The sequence below is a fragment of the Sulfitobacter mediterraneus genome (genome assembly GCF_016801775.1).
Lineage (GTDB): Bacteria > Pseudomonadota > Alphaproteobacteria > Rhodobacterales > Rhodobacteraceae > Sulfitobacter > Sulfitobacter mediterraneus_A.
In genome coordinates, this window is record NZ_CP069004.1 from 3,192,058 (window position 1) to 3,216,416 (window position 24,359).

The 24,359-nt window shown below is 57.0% G+C and carries 22 protein-coding genes and 1 tRNA gene; 18 read left to right on the forward strand and 5 right to left on the reverse strand.

The window, feature by feature from the left end; genetic code table 11:
- Nucleotides 1–118: 118 nt before the first annotated feature.
- Entirely contained in the window at nt 119–2,407 is a 2,289-nt protein-coding gene (locus JNX03_RS15770; RefSeq protein WP_203209951.1) for a glycosyl hydrolase family 28-related protein, read from the forward strand.
- A gap of 32 nt (nt 2,408–2,439) precedes the next feature.
- On the opposite strand, the gene JNX03_RS15775 is transcribed toward JNX03_RS15770, so the two are convergent.
- Nucleotides 2,440–3,108, reverse strand: a complete 669-nt coding sequence (locus JNX03_RS15775) for a hypothetical protein (protein WP_203209952.1) — start codon at nt 3,106–3,108, stop codon at nt 2,440–2,442.
- A gap of 125 nt (nt 3,109–3,233) precedes the next feature.
- A complete protein-coding gene (locus JNX03_RS15780) occupies nt 3,234–3,419 on the reverse strand; it encodes a PLD nuclease N-terminal domain-containing protein (protein ID WP_025049588.1) in 186 nt (61 codons plus the stop codon).
- 322 nt (nt 3,420–3,741) lie between these two features.
- Between JNX03_RS15780 and JNX03_RS15785 the strand changes: the two genes are divergently transcribed.
- Complete coding sequence (locus JNX03_RS15785; RefSeq protein ID WP_203209953.1) at nt 3,742–4,023, forward strand: hypothetical protein; 282 nt, start codon at nt 3,742–3,744, stop codon at nt 4,021–4,023.
- A 63-nt stretch (nt 4,024–4,086) separates the two neighbouring features.
- On the opposite strand, the gene uvrB is transcribed toward JNX03_RS15785, so the two are convergent.
- A complete protein-coding gene (uvrB, locus tag JNX03_RS15790; protein WP_275290521.1) occupies nt 4,087–6,303 on the reverse strand; it encodes an excinuclease ABC subunit UvrB in 2,217 nt (738 codons plus the stop codon).
- A gap of 320 nt (nt 6,304–6,623) precedes the next feature.
- Between uvrB and JNX03_RS15795 the strand changes: the two genes are divergently transcribed.
- The 15 genes from JNX03_RS15795 to JNX03_RS15865 all read left to right on the forward strand — a co-directional run bounded on the left by JNX03_RS15795 (nt 6,624) and on the right by JNX03_RS15865 (nt 21,692).
- Nucleotides 6,624–6,935, forward strand: a complete 312-nt coding sequence (locus tag JNX03_RS15795; protein ID WP_203209954.1) for an ETC complex I subunit — start codon at nt 6,624–6,626, stop codon at nt 6,933–6,935.
- Complete coding sequence (locus JNX03_RS15800) at nt 6,923–7,387, forward strand: GNAT family N-acetyltransferase (protein ID WP_203209955.1); 465 nt, start codon at nt 6,923–6,925, stop codon at nt 7,385–7,387. Before JNX03_RS15795 ends, JNX03_RS15800 begins: the two co-directional genes overlap by 13 nt.
- A 57-nt stretch (nt 7,388–7,444) precedes the next feature.
- Nucleotides 7,445–7,521 (forward strand) — tRNA-Arg (locus JNX03_RS15805).
- A 56-nt stretch (nt 7,522–7,577) separates the two neighbouring features.
- On the forward strand, nt 7,578–8,729 hold the full coding sequence (locus tag JNX03_RS15810) for a M24 family metallopeptidase (RefSeq protein WP_203209956.1): 1,152 nt from the start codon (nt 7,578–7,580) through the stop codon (nt 8,727–8,729).
- Complete coding sequence (locus JNX03_RS15815; RefSeq protein ID WP_203209957.1) at nt 8,726–9,436, forward strand: maleate cis-trans isomerase family protein; 711 nt, start codon at nt 8,726–8,728, stop codon at nt 9,434–9,436. Before JNX03_RS15810 ends, JNX03_RS15815 begins: the two co-directional genes overlap by 4 nt.
- 125 nt (nt 9,437–9,561) lie before the next feature.
- Complete coding sequence (locus tag JNX03_RS15820) at nt 9,562–10,662, forward strand: ABC transporter ATP-binding protein (protein WP_025049595.1); 1,101 nt, start codon at nt 9,562–9,564, stop codon at nt 10,660–10,662.
- 120 nt (nt 10,663–10,782) lie between these two features.
- Complete coding sequence (locus JNX03_RS15825; RefSeq protein WP_203209958.1) at nt 10,783–11,889, forward strand: extracellular solute-binding protein; 1,107 nt, start codon at nt 10,783–10,785, stop codon at nt 11,887–11,889.
- A gap of 75 nt (nt 11,890–11,964) precedes the next feature.
- Nucleotides 11,965–12,255 carry a DUF1330 domain-containing protein gene (locus JNX03_RS15830; RefSeq protein WP_203209959.1) on the forward strand — a complete coding sequence of 97 codons (291 nt, stop codon included), beginning with the start codon at nt 11,965–11,967 and terminating at the stop codon, nt 12,253–12,255.
- Complete coding sequence (locus tag JNX03_RS15835) at nt 12,252–13,901, forward strand: ABC transporter permease (RefSeq protein WP_203209960.1); 1,650 nt, start codon at nt 12,252–12,254, stop codon at nt 13,899–13,901. The genes JNX03_RS15830 and JNX03_RS15835 overlap by 4 nt, the downstream gene beginning before the upstream one ends.
- 3 nt (nt 13,902–13,904) lie before the next feature.
- Nucleotides 13,905–15,083 carry an ABC transporter permease gene (locus JNX03_RS15840; RefSeq protein ID WP_203209961.1) on the forward strand — a complete coding sequence of 393 codons (1,179 nt, stop codon included), beginning with the start codon at nt 13,905–13,907 and terminating at the stop codon, nt 15,081–15,083.
- Nucleotides 15,084–15,267: 184 nt separating this feature from the next.
- Nucleotides 15,268–16,488 (forward strand): aminopeptidase P family protein, encoded by a 1,221-nt coding sequence (locus tag JNX03_RS15845; protein ID WP_203209962.1) that lies wholly within the window; start codon nt 15,268–15,270, stop codon nt 16,486–16,488.
- Between the two features lie 42 nt (nt 16,489–16,530).
- Entirely contained in the window at nt 16,531–16,992 is a 462-nt protein-coding gene (locus JNX03_RS15850; RefSeq protein WP_203209963.1) for a CreA family protein, read from the forward strand.
- A gap of 109 nt (nt 16,993–17,101) precedes the next feature.
- Nucleotides 17,102–18,247, forward strand: a complete 1,146-nt coding sequence (locus tag JNX03_RS15855) for a lytic murein transglycosylase (RefSeq protein ID WP_203209964.1) — start codon at nt 17,102–17,104, stop codon at nt 18,245–18,247.
- A 350-nt stretch (nt 18,248–18,597) separates the two neighbouring features.
- The gene (locus JNX03_RS15860) at nt 18,598–19,536 is read left to right on the forward strand and encodes a response regulator (protein WP_203209965.1); all 939 of its coding nucleotides are present in this window, start codon (nt 18,598–18,600) and stop codon (nt 19,534–19,536) included.
- A 131-nt stretch (nt 19,537–19,667) separates the two neighbouring features.
- Nucleotides 19,668–21,692 carry a sensor histidine kinase gene (locus tag JNX03_RS15865; protein ID WP_203209966.1) on the forward strand — a complete coding sequence of 675 codons (2,025 nt, stop codon included), beginning with the start codon at nt 19,668–19,670 and terminating at the stop codon, nt 21,690–21,692.
- A 58-nt stretch (nt 21,693–21,750) separates the two neighbouring features.
- Here JNX03_RS15865 and JNX03_RS15870 read toward each other — a convergent pair whose 3' ends face one another.
- On the reverse strand, nt 21,751–22,242 hold the full coding sequence (locus JNX03_RS15870) for a hypothetical protein (RefSeq protein ID WP_203209967.1): 492 nt from the start codon (nt 22,240–22,242) through the stop codon (nt 21,751–21,753).
- Nucleotides 22,243–22,391: 149 nt separating this feature from the next.
- Nucleotides 22,392–22,916 (reverse strand): flavodoxin domain-containing protein, encoded by a 525-nt coding sequence (locus JNX03_RS15875; protein WP_203209968.1) that lies wholly within the window; start codon nt 22,914–22,916, stop codon nt 22,392–22,394.
- Between the two features lie 620 nt (nt 22,917–23,536).
- Here JNX03_RS15875 and JNX03_RS15880 point away from each other — a divergent pair.
- Nucleotides 23,537–24,352 (forward strand): adenylate/guanylate cyclase domain-containing protein, encoded by an 816-nt coding sequence (locus JNX03_RS15880; protein ID WP_203240809.1) that lies wholly within the window; start codon nt 23,537–23,539, stop codon nt 24,350–24,352.
- Nucleotides 24,353–24,359 lie beyond the last annotated feature (7 nt).

A 24,359-nucleotide genomic window follows, 5' to 3' on the forward strand; every position in this document is an offset into this window, starting at 1 on the left:
GATCCCGCACGGCACAGTTAACCCTTGCCCGATACTTCCCTGAGCCGACCCGGCAATGCCGGGAGATGCGGCAATCTGGCGGTCCGTGATTTGCGGCCCCGAACAAAGGGAAAATGCGATGAACAAGGCAATTACCGAGGGTCTGGTGTTGGCTCCGACCCCCTATGCGAATGGTTTGGATGTCTATTCAAGCGGCGATGGGACAGCCGGATCTGATACCTACGACAACGATCCCAACGCCTTGTTTGTACCTGCAGATCAGGATTTTGGCGGCGCGCTGGAAATTCTGAAAACCCAAGGCGTCCAGAAGATCCGGTTTATGGGGCAAACGCCGATCCTGCCGGGCTGCTATTTGCAAATCCGTGTGCGGGTTAAGGCGATCAGTGGCAATCTGCCGTCGGTGCGAATTGCGGGGTATCCGGCACTGGGTAATGGCAGCCGTGTGACTGGCTTGACTGAGTTTTCGGCCGCCGTTGATTTGACAAGCTATGGCGAAGTGGTCGAGGTGCGGGCCATTGTTGGCACCGGCACGCGCGGCGGGGTCGATATGCCATGGGGCAATGAGCCGGTTTACGGACATTTTGGTTTGGATCTGATCGGGCCTAATGGCGGCATTGTGCGGGTCGATGATATCGAGATTGAAGATGTCACTGCCGTGTTCCTGCGCGGGATGATCTCAACAGTTGATGTGACGGACTACGGCGCCATCGGCGACGGCACCACCGACAATACCGCAGCATTTGAGGCCGCCAATGCGGCGGCCAACGGGCGCGAGGTGTTTGTGCCAGCAGGTGTCTTTCATCTGGAAAACGATGTGACTTTCGACACGGCGGTCAAGTTCGAAGGGCGGGTGACAATGCCTGTTGCCGCCAAACTGCTGCTGCGCCGCAGCTTTGATCTGCCCAGCTATATCGAGGCCTTTGAAGATGAGGCAGAGGCGTTTCGCAAAGCGTTTCAGGCATTGCTGAGCAACTCGGATCACGAAACGCTGGATTTGGGCGGGCGTAAGGTCACGATTACCGGACCACTGGATATGCAGGCTGCGGTTCCGGATCGCGACAGCTATGCCACGCGCCGGGTGATCCGCAACGGCCAGCTTGAGGCGGAAAACTCTGCCGCTTGGGACACTGACACCGTGACTTCCCAAGCGACTTATGATGCTGGCAGCAACCGCGTGCTGACCAATGTGGCGAATGTGGCGAATGTGCAGGTGGGGGCGCTGGTCGAAGGCACGGGCGTGGGACGCGAGGTCTATGTCGAGGACAAAAACGAAGCGACACAGCAAGTGACCCTGACGCAGCCGCTTTTTGATGCGGAAGGCACCCAGACATTCACGTTCAGGCGGTTCAAATACCTTGTAGACTTCAGCGGCTTTAACCAGCTCAGCAAATTCGTGATGGCGGATATCGAGTTTCAATGTAACGACCGGTGCAGCGGCATCATGTTGGCCCGGTCAGGCATCTCATTTCATCTGCGTGACTGTTTCATCAGCCGCCCGATGGATCGGGGGATCACCTCGGCAGGCACAGGGTGTCAGGGGATGTTGGTGGATCGATGTCAGTTCCTGTCTGCCGAAGATCCGCTGGACGTCCCGAACCGCAAAAGCATCGGTTTCAATGCCAACACCAACGATGTGAAAATCCGCAACAACCGGGCGACCAAATTCCGGCATTTCGGGTTGCTTGCTGGGGCCAACAACATCGTGACGGGCAACCACTTTTTCCAAGGTGATACGGTGCAAGACGGTGTGCGATCCGCAGGGATTGTCCTGGCCAATACCCATGTCAGCAGCGTGATTTCAGGCAATTACATCGACAACTGCTTTATCGAGTGGACCAATGAGCATGATTCCGCGCCAGAGTTCAATTCGGAGTTTTCCTTTAGCGCACTCAGCATCACCGACAACATCTTTCTGTCCGGCGAAGTGGCACCATGGTTCAGCTATATCATTGTCAAACCACATGGCGCGGGGCACTTCCTGAGCGGAGTCACAATCACCGGGAACAGGTTCCGCAGCTTGAATGGTTCGATTGACCGGGTTGAGCGGGTCGATGACAGCTTTGCCGCTTTGGACATGTCGCGGTGCAAAAATCTGGTGATGGCGGCCAACTCGTTTCACGCTGTGTCAAACCCTGTTGAGAACCCGGCCTATGTGGAATTTGACCAGAACCAGCCGTCCACTGCGTGGGATATTGATGCCGGCCCTCAATTGCCGTTTTCCGGACAGGCCTTGCAGGTGGACAGCGTGATGCCATTTGGCCCGATCCGAAATGACAACAATGTTCGCCAATATGACATGCCCTATGTCGATCTGCAGCATGGGGCCCAGGGTGATCATATCCAACTGGTTTGGCCGACGCCTGTGAAAGGGACAGTGCAGGCCATGGTCCGTATGGACAAACGTTAAAGGGATCGCTCGGAACTCGCGAAGGGGATCGCTCAGAACTCGCGCCACAAGCCAATTTTGATGCGGTTTGTGGCGATGCCTTTAAGCGGTGCCTCAATCCCAAGCTGGATTTGAAAATCAGTAACGGGTGGGCGGATCACCAACGATGGAACGAAGGTGGCATAGGTGCTGCCATCGGCATGGCCGAGGTTCAGTTCGAGAATGCCTTTGGTGGTATCCCCCAGATCAACGCCAAACGTCCCATCCAGCTTGGCGCGGTAGTCTTTGGTTTTGATGTCCCAAAGCAGCGACCCGTCCACGGTGACCCATCCGCCCTTCGCGCCCATCTGCATGCCGCGGCCCCAGGTCAGCCCGGTTTTAACCATAGGGCGGGTGCCGTAGCTGCCCCAATCTGCGCCGATGCCAACCTCATAGGCAAGTTTGTTCTCCCCTTCCGCAGGACCAAGGGCGCGGCGAAAGAACAAAACAGCGCTTCCGTTCTTGCCAGAAGGATCGCTTGCCGTCAGGTTCAGGTCGGCGACCAGCGTTGTCTCCCTAGACAGGCCAAACTCCAGATAGGTGCTGCTTTGGGTTTCGAACGTCCGGGTGCTGCTGACGGAGGTCGACAGAAAGGTCTTACCCTCTTCACGCAGCCATGGGCCAGCGGCCAATGGGGCAGCGAGGCAGTGCAGGATCGCGGTAATCAAGAGAAAATAACGCATCGGGCCCTCCGGCCCTGATCGTCCTAAACGAAGGTTAACAAATCCTTACGAAACCGGCGTGCCGAAAAGACAAAAGGCCCGGAGCGACGAACGCTCCGGGCCTCCTTTGGGTCAGTGATCGGGTCTTACACGCGGACGGAACCGCCACGGGGACCGGCGATCAGCCAGACGATCAAGCCGACAACTGGCAACAGCAGGATGCCGAGTGTCCAGAGGATCTTGCTCAGCGTCGAGGTGCTGGAGGTCAGAACCTGATAGATGGCGTAAATGTCAGCGATCAGGATGATCAGTCCAAGAAGTCCGTATTCCATTGTATTTCTCCGTTTGTGATTAGCAGGTGGTCTGCCGAATTAACCGCGATAGGACCCGATCGGTTCCAATTCCGCCGAAATAATTCCGTCCAACGTGCCTGCCCTATTAGAAATCCTAAATTGAAGGCCGCGCGGCGCGAGGGGTGGAATGGTTTCTAAGCGAATTCCAAATTCCCCTTGAAAACATAGGTTTGACTGCCGTCTGCCGACCATAAAGGATACCGATCTAAAACAATCATGTCATATTTTCGGGAACCAAATCGCGGGACGACTGTTCTTTCCCCATGACGTTCAAACGCAACGGACTTGAAAGGAAAAGACAATGAAGTCGACCACAGCAATTATTGGCGGTGCAGCCGCCGCAGTCGTTATCGCCGCCGGTATCTACATGATTGATATCGACCAGACACAAGAGACCCGCATGCCTGACGTGGACGTTTCTGTTAACGGCGGACAGCTGCCAGAGTTTGAAGCAGAGGTCGGGTCTGTTTCCGTTGAGCAAGAAGATGTGACCGTCGAAGTTCCAGATGTGGAGGTTACGATGGAAGAGAAGCGCCTCTCCGTGCCGACTCTGGAAATCACGCCGCCATCAGACGACAGCTGATTGAGCAATACGAATGAAAAAGCCCCGCAGTCGTGCGGGGCTTTTTTCGTTTAGACTTCGGCATCAGCGGCCCTTGCGACGCTTCACCCCGCCGCGCATTCCCCCGCGGCCCATCGTGCTGCGACCGGAGGCCTTTTGCGCATCATCTACCGCCTTGTCGACCATATATTGCCGCGCCATCGGATCATCGGCAATCGCCAGATCAACCGCCTCAAGCCGTCTCACCTCGTCGCGCAGCCGCGCGGCCTCCTCGAATTCGAGGTTTTCCGCCGCCTTGCGCATATCCGTCCGAAGACCATCCAGCACCGCTTGCATGTTGCCGCCGGCCAGATTTTTGTCGATCTGCGTGGTGACGCGGTTCATGTCCACATCGCCTTTGTAGAGGCCAGACAGAATGTCCTCGACGTTCTTTTTGACCGTTGCCGGAGTGATCCCGTGTTTCTCGTTATAGGCAATCTGCTTGGCGCGCCGCCGGTCGGTTTCGGCCAGCGCCCGTTCCATTGATCCGGTGATCCTGTCCGCATACATGATCACCCGCCCTTCGGCATTACGGGCGGCGCGGCCGATGGTCTGGATCAATGAGGTTTCCGAGCGAAGGAAGCCTTCCTTGTCGGCATCGAGAATGGCCACCAATCCGCATTCGGGGATATCGAGCCCTTCGCGCAGCAAGTTGATCCCGATCAGTACGTCAAACGCCCCAAGTCGCAGATCGCGCAAGATCTCGATCCGTTCGATGGTGTCGATGTCGCTGTGCATATAACGGACACGAATACCCTGTTCGTGCATGTATTCGGTCAGATCTTCGGCCATGCGTTTGGTCAGTGTGGTACACAGCGTGCGATAGCCGCCAGCGGCCATCAAACGCACCTCATCCAAAAGATCATCGACCTGCATCTCAACCGGACGTATTTCCACCTGCGGATCAAGCAGGCCCGTGGGGCGGATCACCTGTTCCGTGAACACGCCGCCGGTTTGCTCGATCTCCCAAGAGGCGGGCGTGGCCGAGACAAAGACCGACTGCGGGCGCATCGCATCCCATTCTTCGAACTTCAGCGGACGGTTGTCCATGCACGACGGCAGCCGGAAACCGTGTTCGGCCAAGGTAAACTTGCGCCGATAGTCACCCTTGTACATCGCGCCGATCTGCGGCACCGACACGTGGCTTTCATCGGCAAAGACAATTGCATTGTCCGGAATGAATTCAAAAAGCGTGGGTGGCGGCTCCCCCGGCGCGCGACCTGTCAGATAACGAGAATAGTTTTCAATCCCGTTGCACACGCCGGTGGCCTCCAGCATCTCAAGATCGAAATTTGTACGCTGTTCAAGCCGTTGCGCCTCTAGCAATTTCCCATCGGCGACCAGCTGATCCAGCCGCGTGCGCAGCTCTTTCTTGATGCCGATCACGGCCTGCTGCATCGTCGGCTTTGGGGTGACATAGTGACTGTTGGCATAGACGCGGATCTGGTCGAAAGTGTCGGTCTTTTCGCCTGTGAGAGGGTCGAACTCGGTAATGCTTTCCAGCTCTTCGCCAAAGAAGGACAGACGCCAGGCGCGGTCCTCAAGGTGGGCCGGGAAGATTTCAAGCGAATCGCCGCGCACGCGGAAAGACCCGCGCTGGAACGCGGCATCGTTGCGGCGGTATTGCTGGGCGACAAGATCCGCGATCACCTGCCGTTGGTCATAGCTGGTTCCGGCCTTGAGATCCTGCGTCATCGCGCCATAGGTTTCGACCGAACCGATGCCGTAAATACAAGAGACCGAGGCCACGATGATCACATCGTCCCGCTCGAGCAGCGCCCGCGTGGCCGAGTGGCGCATGCGGTCGATCTGTTCGTTGATCTGGCTTTCTTTCTCAATATAGGTGTCGGACCGCGCCACATAGGCTTCGGGCTGGTAGTAGTCATAGTAGCTGACGAAATATTCCACCGCATTGTCTGGAAAGAAGCCCTTGAATTCGCCATATAGCTGAGCCGCGAGGGTCTTGTTCGGGGCGAGAATGATCGCGGGGCGCTGGGTCTCCTCAATCACCTTGGCCATGGTAAAGGTCTTGCCTGTGCCCGTCGCACCCAACAGAACCTGATCGCGGTCGCCGTCAAAGATGCCTGTAGACAACTCCTTGATGGCGGTGGGTTGATCGCCCGCGGGTTCAAATTCCGTATGCAGGACAAATTTGCGACCACCTTCCAGTTTGGGACGGCTGCGCACATCCGGTGCCGGATTGGCCATGATCGGCATGGAATCGGGATTGCCGCCGGATTTGTCGGTTTGTGCGTAGGGCATGAAGGGGTCCTTGCGAGGGTCAGACACATAGGTGACGTCTTTTGCCGCAGGATCAAGAGGCCGGAGCGGATTGCTGCCACAAACTGACAGGGGAGGTGACCCATATTAGGCATTTGGTCCCGCGGCAAACCCCGGGGGGCCAGCCCCCCGGACCCCCCGGAGGTATTTAAGGCCAGAAAGGGAGAGGAGCGGTTTTGTTGCGGATGGTGTGCCTATTGGATCAAATGCGGGATTTGTTACAGTGAAAGCCCGACGCTGTCTCTTGCCCCGCGCCCGCGAATATCGGATAAGCCCATAACGCTAGCAGCAAAGAGGCCGATATGCGCGCACGTATCTACCAACCCGCACGCACCGCGATGTCATCGGGCACCGCTAAAACCCGCGTCTGGCTGCTTGAGTTTGCCCCCTCCGAGGCACGTGAGGTGGATCCGTTGATGGGGTGGACCTCATCGTCCGATACGCAGTCGCAGGTACGTTTGCAATTCTCCACCAAGGAAGAGGCTGTCGAATATGCCCGCGAGCATGGCATCGATGCGCAGGTGCAGGATCCGAACAAGCGCAAGCCAAACATTCGCGCGGGTGGCTATGGTGAGAACTTTGCCACCGGACGCCGCGGCGCATGGACCCACTGAGCGTCACATTCGAGCAGCCAAACACCGCTGATGTCCGCGCCTTGCTGGAGCGGCATTTTGCGTTGATGCGTTCCTTGTCGCCTGCGGAAAGCTGTCACGTGATGGCACCCGAGACATTGCTGGACGCCGGCGCGACCCTGCTGGGCGTGCGAGAAGCTGGCGTTTTATTGGGTGTAGGTGCGTTGACACGCATTGGCGATGACGCAGGCGAGTTGAAGTCCATGCACACGGCGCAAGAGGCCCGCGGCAAGGGTGTTGCGCGGCGATTGTTGCAGGCACTTTTGCAAGAGGCACGCGACCGAGGGATGACCCAGATCAGTCTGGAAACCGGCAGCGCGGCAGAGTTTCAGGCGGCGCGGAGCCTCTATGAATCCGAGGGCTTTGAAGAATGCCCGCCATTTGGTGCCTATCAGCTTGATCCACTCAGTACTTTTATGACACTTCGGCTTTGATTTCTCCTGACGATCAGGCTTGCCAAGCCATGCCTGATGTTGGACAACCCCGCCAGCGGTCCCTTAGCTCAACTGGATAGAGCAGCTGACTTCTAATCAGCAGGTTGAGGGTTCGAGTCCTTCAGGGATCGCCAGTTTCTTCTTGATTAAACCGCGAATTTGCCGCTCCTTTTTTACAGGGGAGTGACAGATGACCAATCGTGGATTCGAGCAGGCTGAGTTTGAGGCGCGGTTGACCCGGGCGCAAATGGCCATGGCCAAGGCGGATTTGGATGCCTTGCTTTTGACGACCGAAGCGCAAGTTCGCTATTTCACCGGTTATCTGACGCGATTTTGGGAAAGTCCAACGCGGCCTTGGTTCTTGATAGTGCCAGCCAGTGGCAAACCCGTTGCAGTGATCCCTTCTATCGGTGCGGCGCTCATGGGGCAAACCTGGGTGGAGGATATCCGCAGTTGGAGCGCGCCGGATCTGGCCGATGATGGCGTGAGCCTTCTGGGTGAGGCCTTGCGGGAATTGACGCCGGATCGCGGGCGGATTGGTGTGCCGGACGGGCATGAAACCCATCTGCGCATGCCTTTGGCTGATTTGCGCCGGCTTGAGGATCTGTTGCCGGCCCGGCAGATCGTTGGAGATGCGGGGATCATACGCGGTTTGCGGATGGTCAAATCGACGGCCGAGATCGCCAAAATCGAAAACGCCTGTGCCATTGCAGGCCGCGCCTTTGGCCGGGTGCCGGAGATTGCCGCTGCAGGGGTGCCACTGGACGACGTGTTTCGCCGGTTTCAAATGCTGTGTCTGGAGGAAGGTGCCGATTGGGTGCCGTATCTGGCAGGCGGGGCGGAGCAGGGCGGCTATACCGATGTGATCTCTCCCGCGCGGGCCGTGCCTTTGGTGGCAGGGGATGTTCTGATGCTCGACACCGGCATGGTATGGGACGGGTATTTCTGCGATTATGATCGCAATTGGTCGGTTGGCCCCGCTTCAACAGCCGTAAAATCCGCCCATGCACAATTGATCGAGGCATCAGATGCGGCCTTTGATATTGCCCGTCCGGGCGCGACGGCGGCAGATCTTTTCCACGCGATGAATGATGTTCTCACACGGGGCGCTGGCGCAACAGAGGCCGGGCGATTGGGGCATGGCTTGGGCATGTCCCTAACAGAATGGCCGTCGCTGATTGCGCAAGATCACACGCCGCTGGAGGCGGGCATGGTTCTAACGCTTGAGCCGGGGATCGCCGTTGGGGGAAAGATCATTGTGCATGAGGAAAACATCGTGATCACGGATGGCGCGCCGCGTTTCATTTCGCCGCGGATTGGACCGGAGATTTCCACGCTGTGACGCATCTCAATTATGCCCTTGATGCGGATGACCCTTCCGCGCCGCCGATGGGTCTGATCGTGCTTCAGACCGACGAGACCCTTGAGGGCGACATGCGTCACTATTTTGCAAAAGACCCAAGTCCGATCTATGTGACCCGCATCGCCAGCGCGCCGGAGGTCTCGCAAGACAGTCTGGCCGCGATGAAGGGAGACATATCCGCCGCCGCCGACCTTCTGCCCAAGGCACGGCCTTACCGGGTGGTGGGGTATGGATGCACCTCCGCCAGTTCGGTGATCGGATCGCAAGCGGTGGCAGAGCAGGTGCAAAAGACCTGCAAAGCGGCAGAGGTGACCAATCCGCTGCGAGCGGCGGTAGCCTATGCGGCGCACAAGGGCATCTCCCGGCTGGCCTTGCTGTCGCCCTATGTGGCTGAGGTCAATGAAACCCTGCGCGGGGCCTTCGCGGCGCAGGGGGTTGAGACGCCGGTTTTTGGCAGTTTTGGCGTCGCCGAAGAGGAAAAAGTGGTCCGAATCTCTGCGCGGTCTTTGATTGACGGGGCAATTAACCTTGGCCGTGATGGATCGGTCGAAGGTGTGTTCATGAGCTGCACAAATTTGCGAACACTGGGCGTAATTGATGAGGTTTCTCAGGCACTTGGAAAACCCGTTTTGTCCAGCAATCAGGCTTTGGCGTGGCATATGGCCCAGCTCAACAGCGCCGAGTAACCCGAATACTTGGTGCCAAATCAAGTTTCTAGTTGCGTATTGGACAGTGGTCCGTTTGAATTGGGATCGTTCAAATGTGACAGCGGGATGAACCTGCTGCGGTCAGAACGGGGAAGGGAGACGACGTGAATACATCGTCAAACGACGCGGCTTTCGTCGAGTTCGAACGCGTGCAAAAATCTTATGATGGCGAAGCTCTGGTTGTGAAGGATCTCAATCTTTCTTTGCCCAAGGGCGAGTTTCTGACCATGCTTGGGCCATCGGGCTCTGGGAAAACCACTTGCCTGATGATGCTGGCCGGATTCGAGACAGCCACCCATGGCGACATCCGGCTTGATGGCAAATCGATCAACAATATCCCGCCGCACAAACGCGGCATTGGCATGGTGTTCCAGAACTACGCGCTATTCCCTCATATGACAGTGGCTGAAAACCTGTCTTTCCCTTTGGAAGTGCGCAAGATCGGGAAATCCGAGCGTGAAGAAAAAGTCAAACGGGCGCTGGATATGGTGCAGATGGGCGATTTCGCCGGTCGCCGTCCGGCGCAATTGTCCGGTGGTCAGCAGCAGCGGATCGCCCTGTCGCGGGCTTTGGTATTTGAACCTGAGCTGGTGTTGATGGACGAACCACTGGGCGCACTCGACAAACAGCTGCGCGAAACGCTGCAGTTTGAAATCACCAATCTGGCACATGATTTGGGGATTACCACGGTTTACGTGACCCACGACCAGACCGAAGCGCTGACCATGTCAGACCGTGTCGCGGTGTTTGATGATGGCCGCATTCAACAGCTTGCTCCGCCAGATCAGCTTTACGAAGCGCCGGAAAACAGCTTCGTTGCGCAGTTTATTGGTGAGAACAACACGCTTGAGGGTGTGGTCAAGGAGATCAACAATGACCGCGCCCTGGTGCAGCTTGATGGCGGCGGATTGATTGATGCCAAGCCGGTAAACGTCAGCAAAGTGGGCGAACGTACACGCGTGTCAATCCGGCCAGAGCGGGTGGAATACAACAAGGACCGGCTGAGCGCGGATGCACATACGCTGAACGCCGAAGTGCTAGAATTTATTTATATGGGTGACATCTTCCGCACCCGTCTTCGAGTTGCAGGGCGGGACGATTTTGTCATCAAGACACGGAACGCACCTGATCAGGTGCGTCTGAAGCCGGGTCAGCAGATCGAAATCGGCTGGCTTGCAGAGGACTGCCGTGCGCTGGACGCCTAAGGGCAGGTGCATGGGGTTTGTCGTGGTCCAATACGTTGGTCCACGCACACAAAGGCGCGTCGGCCAAGCCCGTTGCCGTCACGCCAAGCATTCAACGGGTACATAACTGGGAGACTATCAATGAAAATGACCAAAGCTCTTTTGGCCACGACCGCACTGACTGTTGCGGCAAGCATGGCCTCTGCTGATGGCCACATGGCCAGCGAGATGACCATCGTAAGCTGGGGGGGCGCATACTCCAACTCACAGCAAAAAGCCTACCACGACCCCTATATGGAAAAGACCGGCGTCAAGATCATCAACGATGAATCTTCTGCCGAAGCGGTGGCCAAGCTGCGTGCGATGAACGAAGCGGGCAACGTGACATGGGATGTTGTTGACGTTGTTGCGGCGGATGCGATCCGTCTGTGCGACGAAGGTCTGGCCATGGAAATCGACCCTGATGAGCATCTGGCGGCTGCGCCCGATGGCACATCTGCGGCGGACGACTTCGGCGACCTGCTGGTTTCCGACTGCTTTATCCCGCAGATCGTCTATTCCACGACATTCGGCTATCGCACAGACATGGTCGGTGACACGCCGCCAACATCCGTTTGCGCGGTCTTCGACACCGAAGCCTACCCAGGCAAGCGGTCCCTGGAAAAGCGTCCGATCAACAACATGGAATGGGCTTTGATCTGTGACGGTGTGGCCAAGGATGAAGTCTATGACGTTCTGGAAACAGCCGAAGGTCAGCAGCGCGCGCTGGACAAGCTGGGCACGATCAAAGACGACGTGATCTGGTGGTCCGCTGGTGCCGATACACCTCAGCTTCTGGCTGATGGCGAAGTTGTGATGGGCTCCACTTACAATGGCCGTCTGTTCTCGGTCATCGAAGAGCAAAAGCAACCGGTTGCCATGCTTTGGGACGCGCAGGTGTTTGACCTTGACGGTTGGATCATTCCGGCAGGTCTGAGCGACGAACGTAAAGCCCGTGCGCTGGACTACATCATGTTCGCGACGGACACGCAGCGTCTGGCCGATCAGGCCAAGTACATCAGCTATGGCCCGGCACGTGCATCCTCTGCACCGCTGGTCGGTCAGCACGCGGATCTGGGTATCGATATGGCACCACACATGCCAACAGATCCCGAAAACGCCAAGAACACCTTCCTCTACAACTACGAGTTCTGGGCTGACTACCGCGATGACATCGACGCGAAATTCCAGGCGTGGTTGGCACAATAAGCCAGCCTTGAATGGCTAAGCTATCATCAGGGGCCGCCATTGGCCCCTGATCCCCTACGATAGGAGAACACCTCGATGCCCAAGGGATATATCATTGGCCATATTACGGTCAGAGACCCCGAAGCCTACAAGGAGTATGTGGAGCGCGACACGCCGATCCTCAAACGTCTTGGTGGCAAATTCCTTGTGCGCGGCGGGCAAAGCCAGCTGATGGAAGGTGACGCATTCGAGCGGCACGTGGTGCTGGAGTTCCCATCGTATCAAGAGGCGCTCGCCGCCTATAACGATCCTGAATATCAAGAGGTTGCCAAAATCCGGCAACGCACCGCCGACAGCACGATCCTTGTCGTGGAGGGCGCAGAATGACCGACAAAACCGCAACTACCGCATCCGATGGCCCCATGTTGGCCGCCGATGGCACAACATTAAAATCCAGCCTGAACCGCGCCCTGCGCCGCCAGAAACTGCGGGCGCTGATGTTGATCGCGCCGCTTTTGATCTTTGTGCTTTTGACCTTTATCGCGCCGATCGCCGATATGCTGTTCCGCTCTGTCGAGAACCAGATCGTATCGGAAACCCTGCCGCGCACCACGGCTGCGCTGGCCGATTGGGACGCAAAGGGTGAAACGCCCCCGCCAGAGCCCGTGTTCAAGAACCTCTATGAGGACATGTTTATCGCCAAGGAACGCAAACTGCACACGCGACTTGGCTCCCGCCTCAACTACGAATTGACGGGCGTTTCCAGCCTGTTCCGCAAATCGGGTCGCAAGGTCGAAGACATGGGCGAGGTCTATCAAGACCAGTTCGAAGACCTCAACAAGTACTGGAAGAAGGGCGAGAACTGGAACGTGCTGATGGGTACCTCCAGCTGGCTGGCTGCGCAGAACGCATGGGACAAGAAATCAGAGGAGCCACAGCCACGGCTTGAAATCAAACCAGAGATAGTCGCGCTGCTGCCGCAGACATCCGAAAAGTTCAGCCTGTTCGCCGAGTTTGTGCAGGTGGATGAAAACGACAATCTGGCCAAAGAAGATCCATGGGCGATTGTCTATTCCGCACTTTATGATGATTTGACTGCGGGCGCGAATGTCGCCGGCTATTCCGGTGAGGGGGCCGCAGAGTTGCAAGAAGCCGCCGCAGCGGTTTCTGGTTTTGAAACCGTGAATTTCACCGAGGCCTTTACCAAGATCGACAAGGATTGGGCCAGCATTGACGTCTGGCGCACCTTGCAGGTTTACAGCCCCGAATTCACCGCCGGATATTTTCTGAATGCGGTGGATATGCAGAAAACCATCGACGGCCCCGAAATGCGCCCCGAAAATGAACAGCTTTATCTCAAGTTGTTTGTGCGGACGCTGTTCATGTCCATGGTGATCACCGGCAGCTGTATCCTGCTGGGCTATCCCGTTGGATTTATCCTCGCCAACCTGCCCGCGCGGACGGCAAACCTGTTGATGATCCTCGTGCTGCTGCCGTTCTGGACCTCTCTTCTGGTGCGGACATCGGCATGGAAGGTGATGTTGCAACAACAAGGTGTGGTGAATGACACCTTGGTCTGGCTGGGCGTTGTGGCCGATGACAGCCGGCTTGCGCTGATCAATAACCAAACAGGCACGATCATCGCGATGACACATATCCTGCTGCCGTTTATGATTTTGCCGCTGTATTCGGTGATGAAGACGATACCGCCAAGCTATCTACGTGCGGCCAAATCGCTGGGCGCAACCAACTGGACCGCCTTCTGGCGGGTCTATTTCCCACAATCGGTGCCGGGCATCGGCGCGGGGTCGATCCTCGTGTTCATCCTGTCCATCGGCTACTACATCACACCCGAGATCGTGGGCGGCACGACCGGCACGTTCATCTCGAACCGGATTGCCTATCACATTTCCAGCTCGCTCAACTGGGGCCTTGCGGCTGCATTGGGTGCGATCCTGCTGGCCGTGGTTCTGGGGCTGTATTGGGCCTATGACCGCATCGTCGGCATCGACAACGTAAAATTGGGGGGCTGATCCATGGCTGCTTTGACACCTATCTCCCGCACGCCTGTTTCCTTCTATGTGCCCGTGGTTGCCGCCGCTGGCGCTGTGGCGGGACTTTTTGTCGGGACTGCGCAGGGCGCCAGCCTGCTGGGCGTGGTTCTGGGGGCGGTCCTGCTGGCCGCCGCTGCGTTCGTGATGACCCAGATCATTAAGGCGGAAAGCCCGAGCCGCTGGGGTCTTGTGGTGATCCTCGCCATCGTCGGGTTTTTCCTTGGCGGCCTTCCGGCGATGATCATCGGTGCGGCCTTTGGCTGGTTCTTTGGCTGGTTCAGCTTCTGGCTCTATGAGGGACGATACCGCGCACGGGTTGCGCCCTATCTGACCCCTGGTCAGGTTCTGTGGCATTTCACCTTCCGGGTGATCTGCGGCGCAATCCTTGTGTTCCTGATCACGCCCATCCTTGTGGTTATGCCGCTCAGCTTTAACGCCGAGGATTTCTTTACCTTCACGCCCGAAATGCTGCGCTTTGATCCTGAAGGCTACTCGCTCAAGCATTACCGCGACTTCCTGACCAACTCTGACTGGCAGAATGCACTGAAGAACTCCGTTCAGATCGCGCCAATGGCGACCCTTCTATCGGTGAGCTTTGGCACCCTGGCCGCCATTGGCCTGAGCCAGCCGCACGTGCCGTTCCGCCGGGCGATCATGGCGATCCTGATCTCGCCGATGATTGTACCGCTGATCATCTCGGCCGCAGGCATGTACTTCTTCTATAGCCGGATTGGCCTGCAAGGCACCTATATCGGTGTGGTCCTCGCGCACGCAGCGCTTGGCATTCCGTTCGTGATCATCACCGTGACGGCCACGCTTGTGGGCTTTGACAACTCGCTGACCCGTGCCGCAGCCAACATGGGGGCAGGGCCGGTGACGACCTTCTTCCGGGTGCAGATGCCGCTGATCTTGCCGGGTGTAATCTCGGGGGGTCTTTTTGCCTTTATCACCTCGTTTGACGAAGTGGTCGTGGTGCTCTTTGTTGGGTCTGCTGGTCAGAAAACACTGCCATGGCAGATGTTCACGGGCCTGCGGGAACAGATCAGCCCGACCATTCTGGCGGTTGCAACGATCCTTGTTGTGGTCTCCATCGCGCTGTTGACCGTGGTCGAGGTTCTGCGCCGCCGGTCCGAGCGGCTTCGCGGCATGTCACCGGCTTAACCAGCTTAAAAACTGTTGACGAAAATTGGCAAGGGGAGTAGCAAACCCCTTGCGCAGCTTGCCCGCGATGGCGTCGTGGACCCTGCTTGCCGCGCGGCCATCGTCCTACGATGCCTCCCCCGTTCTGAACGCCGGAACGTGTGGTCGGGCGTCTTCTGTCCGACCTTGAGACAGGAGACCCACCATGGTCGATATCGCAAACCGCCCTGAATTTTTCACGTCCCACAATGGCGACAAAGCCCCATTGCCGTTTTCCAAGGCAGAATACGCCCGCCGTCTGGCCAAGCTGCGCAGCATCATGGCCGCACGGGACATTCCAGTTGTGCTGCTGACCTCGATGCACAACATCGCCTATTACTCCGGCTTTCTTTACTGCTCCTTCGGGCGGCCTTATGGCTGTGTGGTGACGCAAGAGGCCTGCACAACCGTCTCGGCCAACATTGACGCAGGGCAGCCGTGGCGCCGGTCTGTAGAGGACAATGTGATCTACACCGATTGGAAGCGTGACAACTACTGGCGGGCAGTGGCGGGGCTTACCGGCGGGGCCAAGCGGATTGGCATCGAAGGGGATCACCTGACGCTGGCGATGCGCGACAAGGCAACCGAAATGCTGGGCGCAACCGAACTGCCGGACATCGCACCTGACACCATGACCGCCCGGATGATCAAGTCAGATGAAGAGATTGCACTGATCAAGGGCGGCGCACGTACCGCTGATGTTGGCGGCGCGGCCATCCACGCGGCGATCCGCGAAGGGGCAACCGAGATCGAGATCGCGATGGCGGGCCGTGACGCCATGGAGGCCGAAATCGCCCGCGCCTACCCCGATGCCGAATATCGCGACACCTGGGTGTGGTTCCAATCGGGGCTGAACACAGATGGCGCACACAACCCCGTCACCAAGCGCGCCCTGCAAAAAGGCGATATCCTGTCTCTGAATACCTTCCCGATGATCTCTGGCTACTATACCGCGCTGGAACGCACATTGTTCCTCGGCCAGCCAGACGCCGAAAGCCTGCGTCTGTGGGAGGCCAACGTGGCCGCACACGAACTGGGCATCAGCCTGATCAAACAGGGCGCGACGTGCAGCGGCATTACCGAAGAGATCAACCGCTTTTTCGCGCAGGAGAACCTGCTGCAATACCGGTCGTTTGGGTATGGCCATTCCTTTGGCATTCTCAGCCACTACTATGGCCGCGAGGCCGGTCTGGAGTTGCGCGAGGATATCGACACCGTTCTGGAACCGGGCATGGTTGTCTCGATGGAGCCGATGCTTTGGGTGCCGGAAGGAACCGCGGGGGCGGGTGGCTACCGCGAGCATGATATTCTGGTGATCAGCGAGGATGGCGTGGAGAATATCACCGGGTTCCCCTATGGGCCTGGTCACAACATCATCGACAGCTGAGAACAAGATGGAACCGGGGGCAAGGGGGCTGCGTTTGTTTACATGACTTTCAAACGCATCCTTGCCCCCGCTATCGCCTGTGCCCTGTCCATGCCCGCCTTCGCTGACGTTGTGGGCAACGTCGACGTGGACTGGCTTGGCAATGACATCGTTGTCGAGGCGGTGCAGGATCCCAAGGTCAAGGGTGTCACCTGCCATCTGTCCTATTTTGAACGCGGTCTGATCGATCGGTTGCAAAAGGGCAATTGGTTCGAGGACCCTTCGAACTCTTCGATATCCTGTCGCCAGACCGGACCCATTGAAATTGGAGATATCGAGCGTGACAACGAAGGCGAGAATGTCTTTAGCGAGCGCCGTTCGATCATCTTCAAAACGCTTCGGGTCAAACGGATATTTGATGCGAAGAACAATACCCTGATTTACATCAGTCACGCGCGGGATGTGCAAAACGGCTCTGCCAAGATGTCGATGTCTACCGTCCCGTTGTATCAACCGACGCAATAGCAGGATCTCGCGCCAAGATCCGCTGATCTTTGCTTGGGCCGCAGGTACCCGCTATGCGCGTGTCTCAACCTGTTCTATACTGATGGAAAACAAACAGGGCAGCAGGCACATGGAAATTTCACGCAGAACAATGATTGCTGGTTTGGGCGCGTTTGGCCTTTCAGCTTGTTCCAATGGCGGGCGCAGCGTCGTCCCGGTACAGACAGGCGGCTTGCCCGCTGATCTGCGACCGCAGTTCAACACCGGATACAATGCTTGGGTCGCCGCCTTTCGCGGTCGTGCCGAGGCGCAAGGCATCTCCACCTCGGTCCTGAACAGCGCGTTTCGCGGCGCGGGGTATTTGCCCGGCGTGGTCAAAAGGGACCGCAATCAGACCGAATTTACCCGCACTCTGGAAGACTACCTTGCTATCGCAGCCTCGGATGAACGGGTGTCTAAGGGCCGCGCCGCCTATGCCCGCCACCGCGGCACACTGGCGGCGATCGAAGCACGCTATGGCGTGGCCGCCGAGATCGTCGCGGCGGTCTGGGGCTTGGAAAGCTACTACGGCGAACGGCGCGGCGATGTGCCGGTGATCTCGGCCACATCCACATTGGCCTTTGACGGGCGCCGCGGCGCGTTCTTTGAAAAACAGCTCGTTGCCGCTCTCAAGATTTTGCAGAACGGCGATATCAGCCCCGCGCGCATGACTGGGTCATGGGCAGGTGCAATGGGGCATACCCAGTTCATCCCGACTTCTTATCAAGCCTTCGCTGTCGATTTCACGGGGGACGGACGGCGCGATATCTGGTCCGAAGATCCGTCTGACGCATTGGCCTCAACGGCGGCGTATCTGTCACGCAACGGATGGACACGGGGGCGCAAATGGGGCGGCGAAGCGGGCACCCTGCCTGCAAGCGCCGGATCGGTGATCCAGCCACAACCGGGCGGGCCAAAATTTGTCGTGACCTCGAATTTCCGAGTGATCAAACGCTACAACAATTCCGACAGCTATGCGATTGGTGTGGGGCATCTGGCAGACCGGATCGCCGGTGGAGGCCCGATCAAAGGCAGCTTTCCACCCGATAAATATGGGCTGACCAAAGCGGACCGGCAGCGCCTGCAGGAACGGCTCACGGCGCGGGGCTTTGACACCGATGGTGCGGATGGGGTGATCGGTCCGAACAGCCGCAAGGCGATTGCGGCCTATCAATCGAGCATTGGCCAAACACCGACGGGCGACCCCTCAATCGCGTTGCTTCGGACGCTTGGCTGAGAGCGGCGAAAACCCGTTAATATTTGAAAAAGTATCCCGCCCGCCGGGTGGAGGATTTGGCGAGTTTAAGCCCGATTAAAGATATGGCGACAAGTTTTGCCAATCTCAGGCAAATATGGTGGGAAGTTTTCCACCTCGATCTGCTGCCTTGTGGAAGTGGTGGATGTTGTCCACTATTTGTTTGGAGAATACTCCCTTTATGGTAGAATATCTGCACCCAAACTCATGGGATGAAGTTTGATGCAGAAGCACACCTCAGGCACTTTCCCGCAAGGCGGTCAGTGTAAGCACGCGCTTTCGGACGCTCCGGACGGCCAAATGGGAAGGCGAGAAGCCAAAGGATACTAACCATGAAGATCCTAGTCGTTGATGACGATATCCTAATCCTTGAAATTCTAGAACTGTTCCTATCCTCGATTGACTACGAGAATGTCCAATTCGCCAAATCCGGCGAAGAGGCATTACAATTGATCGAGGCGTCAAGCACACCTTTTGAGTGCATCTTGCTTGATATCAATATGCCGGTTCAGACCGGGATCGAATTGATCCCGATGATCCGGCGGCACAACGGGTATGAATTTGTACCGATCATCATGCTTACCGCGCAGCATGACAAAAAGAACATCGCCGAGGCATTTGTGGCGGGTGCATGGGATTATGTCACCAAGCCGTTCGAGTTCTTTGAACTGGAGACACGTCTATACGGTGTCGAAACGCGGATGGTCGAATTGGCCCGCCGTTCGCAAGACGTGTCAGAGGATGCTGGCAACGGTGACACAACACTCAAACGGTTCTGTGCCTTGCACCGCCCTGTAACACCTGCACAGATCACTGAAAGTGGCCTGGTTGGGCTGGGCGCCTTTGAAAACTGCTTTGCCCGGATCAGCAACACCCTACACGGCAACGTCAGCCTTATGGCGCTGAGACTGAACAATTTGCCAGAGGTGACGCAATCGCTGCAGGAACCGCAGACACATCAATACCTGGTGAAACTTGCCTCTGTGATCGCTTCGCACGCTCAACCCTGGCAGGGGATCGTCACGTATTTGGGCAAAGGTGCATTCCTGATCCTGTCCTTTGCGCCGGTGCGCAGGCCGGCAATGACCCTCAAAGATGCGATCACGACTGCGATTGGTGAAGTGGACAGCCAGCTTTTGAGTGCGCAGGATTTGCGCACTGATTACAGCAGCTGGCAAATCCATGGCAATGAAGTGCCGGAAGGGGTTGAGCCTTCTTACCTTTTGTACGCAGTGAAAAATCATCTGGATCAGAGCGTCAGACTGCAGTAACAGGCCTTTACAACCATACGTGGCGGAACATCCCCCTTAGGATGTGTTGCGGTGTCGACTTCAAGTTGACACCACCCTCCTGTTTGGTTTTGCTGAAGTAAAGATTAACCAATGAAGAGACTGACCCTGCAATGAGCGGCGGAATTACCCTGTTTTCAAATATCAGAATGGTTGGGGTTCTAAGTATTGCCGCATTGATAGGCATCCTGATTGCAGGGCGGCTCGAAAAGCTGGGCGATAATGCGTATCTGAATGACAACAAGTTGCAGACAACGCTGCAACTGGTCGAGCTGCGCGAGAACATCCGCAAAGAGATCATCGACCGTATCCTCAAGTTGAGCGAACTCGCCACGATTGTCGGTCAAAATCCGTCTATGGAGGGTGATCAGCTGTCTGCCCGCGCAGAGCAATTGATCGAGACAACACCGGATTTGATTTCTATTGGGATTGCGCCGGATCTTGTCGTTACAAGAGTGATCCCGGCCGAGGGCAACGAACGCGCGATTGGTCTCGATTATCGCAGTAACAAGCAACAATACCCAATGGTGAAACAGGCCATGGAGACCGGCAAGGGATTGATCACCGGGCCGGTCAACCTCGTGCAGGGTGGACGGGGCCTCATTCTGCGCCAACCGGTCTATGTCGGGGATGGGGTAGATAAATCTCCCTGGGGTATCATCTCCGTTGTGCTGGACTATGAAAAGTTTCTCACCAACCTGGGCTTGCCGGACATCGGCCAAGACTATGAGATCATGATCCAGGATACGACCAATGGCGGGGCGTCTGATCACGTTCTCTTTGGGGATCAGGACATTCTGGGCCAAGACCCTGTGCTTTTGACGCTGGATTTCCCTTATGGTGTTTGGCAATTGGCGGCCGTCCCCGTTGGCGGTTGGCCCCTGCACAAACCCGATCACAATTCTGATCGTCTTCTTGCCTTTATCGCCATTGGTCTTGCGCTGTTCTTGCTGTGGTACGTCATCCGGCTGGCGGACAACCGTCGTATCGCCGAGGTGCGGCTGTCGAATGCCATCGATGCACTGGATCACGGGTTCATCATGTTCGACCCCAATGACCGATTGGTGCTGAACAACAAGAAATACCTCGACATCTACAACCTGAACCGCGACGCAATCGAGCCGGGCGCATCATACGAAGATTTGGTGTTGCGCGGCCTCAAGCGCGGGATTTTTCCATCGGCTGTTGGCCGCGAAGAAGAATGGCTTGCCGAATGGAACGCAAAGCGCGGGGGTGATTTCGATGCAGAACATTTCCTGTCAGATGGCCGCGTGATCAAAGCCTCGGACCGGACCATGCCTGACGGCAGCATAGTCGGCCTGCGCATTGATGTCTCCGAGTTGAAAGAGGCTCAATTGGGGGCGGAGGCGGCGAACAAAGCCAAATCGGACTTTATGGCCGTCCTCAGCCACGAATTGCGCACGCCGCTGACCGTGATCCTCGGCACAGCCCGCCTGTCCAAACAGGTGGAGCGTCTGCCCAAGGCCAAGGAGCTGACCGCGTCGATTGATGCGTTGCCGGATAGTGAAGGCGCGGCGCTCAAGACCCAACTGTCCGGGGTCTACGAGATGATCTCTGGCATGATGGAAAAGCTGGAGCGGTCCGGCGAGCATCTGCTGTTCTTGGTGAACGAAATTCTGGATTTTGCCAAGATCGAGGCCAGCGGCCTGTCCCTTGATATTCAGCCCAATGACATTGGCGAGATCATCCAAACGGCGGCTGGCCAGATGGCCCCGATGGTTGAACAGAAGGGTCTGGAGCTAAACGTCCAACCTGTGTCTGCGACTTTGGATCTTGATGCCAAGCGGATCCAGCAGGTTTTGATGAACCTTCTGGGCAACGCCACAAAATTCACCGAAACAGGCAGCGTTTCCCTGATCGCAGAGATCGTCAGAGACCAGATCGAAATCAGGGTCAAAGACACCGGCATGGGCATTCCGCCCGATCAGGTCGAGAGGGTGTTTGAGCCATTTCATCAAGTGGATTCGTCCAACAAGCGGGGCATCGGCGGCACCGGTCTTGGCCTCGCCATCTCGCGCGAGATTGTCGAGGCGCATGGCGGAACGCTCACTGCAACAAGTGTCGAAGGTGAAGGCAGCGTGTTCAAGGTGACATTGCCGCTTCAGAGCGCTGAATGAGCCCTCCGGATAGCCCCGACAATCGCGGGCCGTTCCAGAAGGCTCAAACATCGTGATACTAGGCCGCGGCGTCGGCCTTTGGGGCTGCTGCAGTCTCAGGCGCAGCGGTCGTCTCCGCCGCAGGCTTGGACGTTAGCAGCGTTTCCATATAGGATTTGCTACCCTGAGCGGGTGAATTTGCAACAGGCGCAATGCTGTCGATCAACGCACGTGTGCGTGCCTGTTCAATCCGGTTCTCCGCTGCGCGGCGGTCGGCCGCGATCTTGGCCGCATCATCATCCAGAGCGGAAACAGATGCGCGAGATGGCGCGCCATCGCTGGCTGCAGCCGGACCTTTATCCGCAACCGGTTTGGCTTGCTCTGCCTTTGAGGGCGGGTTGGAATTATCAACTTCAGTCGTCTGGTCTGCCGCTTTCTGCTCAGAGGGTTTTGGCTCTTGCTTGTCCTGACCGTCAGACACTTCCGCCTTCTTGGGCGATTTGTCCTCTGGCTCAGAGTTGGCCGATGATGTGCCTTGCGGCGCACCGATGAGTGGCGAGATTAAGTTCATACTTGGCCTCCTTAACTTTGAGATGGCTCTCGTGGAGCGCCGGTTAAAGTCGGAAACTGGCAGAACTATGGTAATTTCATGATGGGAAACCAGCGGGGCGCCAAATTTTGAACAGCGGCGGATCAGAAGGCTGCGGAGACCACAGGCGGTTAAGCATCCAAAAAGGCGCTGACCTCAGCACGCAGTCTGTCCCAATCCGTGAATTCGCGAACGCCGTCCACCAGATCGACCTCCCGCCCGTCCAAGAGAACATTCTGCACGATCTGGCTTTCGAAATAGCCGTAGCTGCTGGCGCGAACAGCACCGGCAAGCAGAAGCTCGCGGTTGGGTTCAAACCGTGTGCGCATTTCCATCTCGGTCAGATATTCCTGCGCTTCTTCAAGCCCGTCAGGGAATGCAGCCTTTAGGCTGACAGAAATGATCATGGTTTGCAGGGCTTGCAGATCTTCCCGACTGGCAGATACCAGGACTTCAAAGCCTTGCGGGTGACGTCGCTCATGCACCGGTGCGGCCAGGATGACCTTGTCGATACCTTCAAAAGAAATGGGCGCCAATCTGTCCGATGTGTTGAACAGCCGCACGCCGTGTCCCGCCGCACGTATCTGTGCCTCCACGGCGTCAACAATCTTGCGCGTTTGTCCTTCGACGGTTTCGTAAATAATGAGCAATTCCATTGTGCACCCCATCTCTTCCTCCGCCAGAAGGGCAGAGGTCCATCGCTGCTCAACTGACCTGCAAGGTTATTTTCTACATGTCTCGGGCGGACGGGCTTTGTTCTAGATCAAAGCGGCGGATTTATTCGGGCCCCACGTGTGCCGGTCGGCGTTTCATCTGCTAGGGTGTCTCAATATTTCGATATTTTGGTCCAACGATGAGTGATGCCCAGAGGTGCGAGATGAAAAATTCACAATATCTTCTTCCGGCCAATGCGGACGACCCTTGGAGCCTGCTTGATCCAGCCAAGGTCAAGAAAGCTATCTCCATTCGCGATTACATGTTGGGAGAGGGCAGGTTCAATGCCGACGCAAACGACACGCTCACCGCCTTGGCAGAGCAACTTGTATCTGCGGGGCTGCCATTACACCGATGCGTGACCATTGTCCGCATCTTGCACGCAATAAATTCCGCATCTTATCGGGTTTGGGAGCAAGGGCGAGGAGCTATCGCAAACGTCTTTCCATACATTGGAACGGCGTCAACCGAATATGAGACATCGCCCTCAGCCCTCGCGCATGAAACAGGGCGGTGGGTCCGGTTCAACCCTCAAGACCTACAGGAGACAGACTTCAACCTCGTGCCAGAACTCAAACAAGCCGGGCTAACGGACTACATCTGTGCGCCGACGCTCATGGCCAATGGAATGCAGAATATTTTCTCCTTTGCAACGCAGGCGGAGGCCGGCTTTAGCGACGTGGATGTCGCCCTTTTACGGGCAACCTTTCCGGCAATCGAAGCCTGTCAGGAAATTCTTGTGATGCACCGGATCTTGAAAGAGGTCACACGGATGTACGTGGGCGAAGAGCCGCATGAGAGGATACTTGCGGGCGATGTGCATCGCGGCGAGGTGACCCGGCTCAGATCTGCAATCCTGTTTGCGGATATGCGTGAATTCACGCTGTTGACCTCTGATCTGTCAGCCGAAAGTGCGACAGCCCTTCTAAATGAATACTATGATTGCGTGGTTCCCGCTGTCGAAAACAATGGCGGCGAGGTTCTCAAATTCATCGGCGATGGTGTATTGGCCATTTTCCGTGCCGGGCAGGAGGATGCGAAGGCTTGTGCCAAAGCGCTGTGCGCGGCCCGCCAGGGGCGTCTGGCTGTGGCGGACCGGCGCAAGAGCGCGGAGATACAGTTTGACGTAGGTGTTGCGCTGCATTTTGGCGAAGTTGCATACGGCAACATCGGCTCCGGTGCCCGGCTCGACTACACTGTGATCGGGCGCGACGTTAATCTGGCCAGCCGCTTGGCCGACATGTGCGGAACACTGGGCAAAGCGATCTTGGTTTCAGAGGAAATTCGCCAACATCTGAGTGACGAAGCCTTTGAAAATTGCGGCTCCTACGAACTGAAAGGGCTTGCTGGCAAGATCCCGGTCTTTTCGGAAGGCTAGGGGCTTG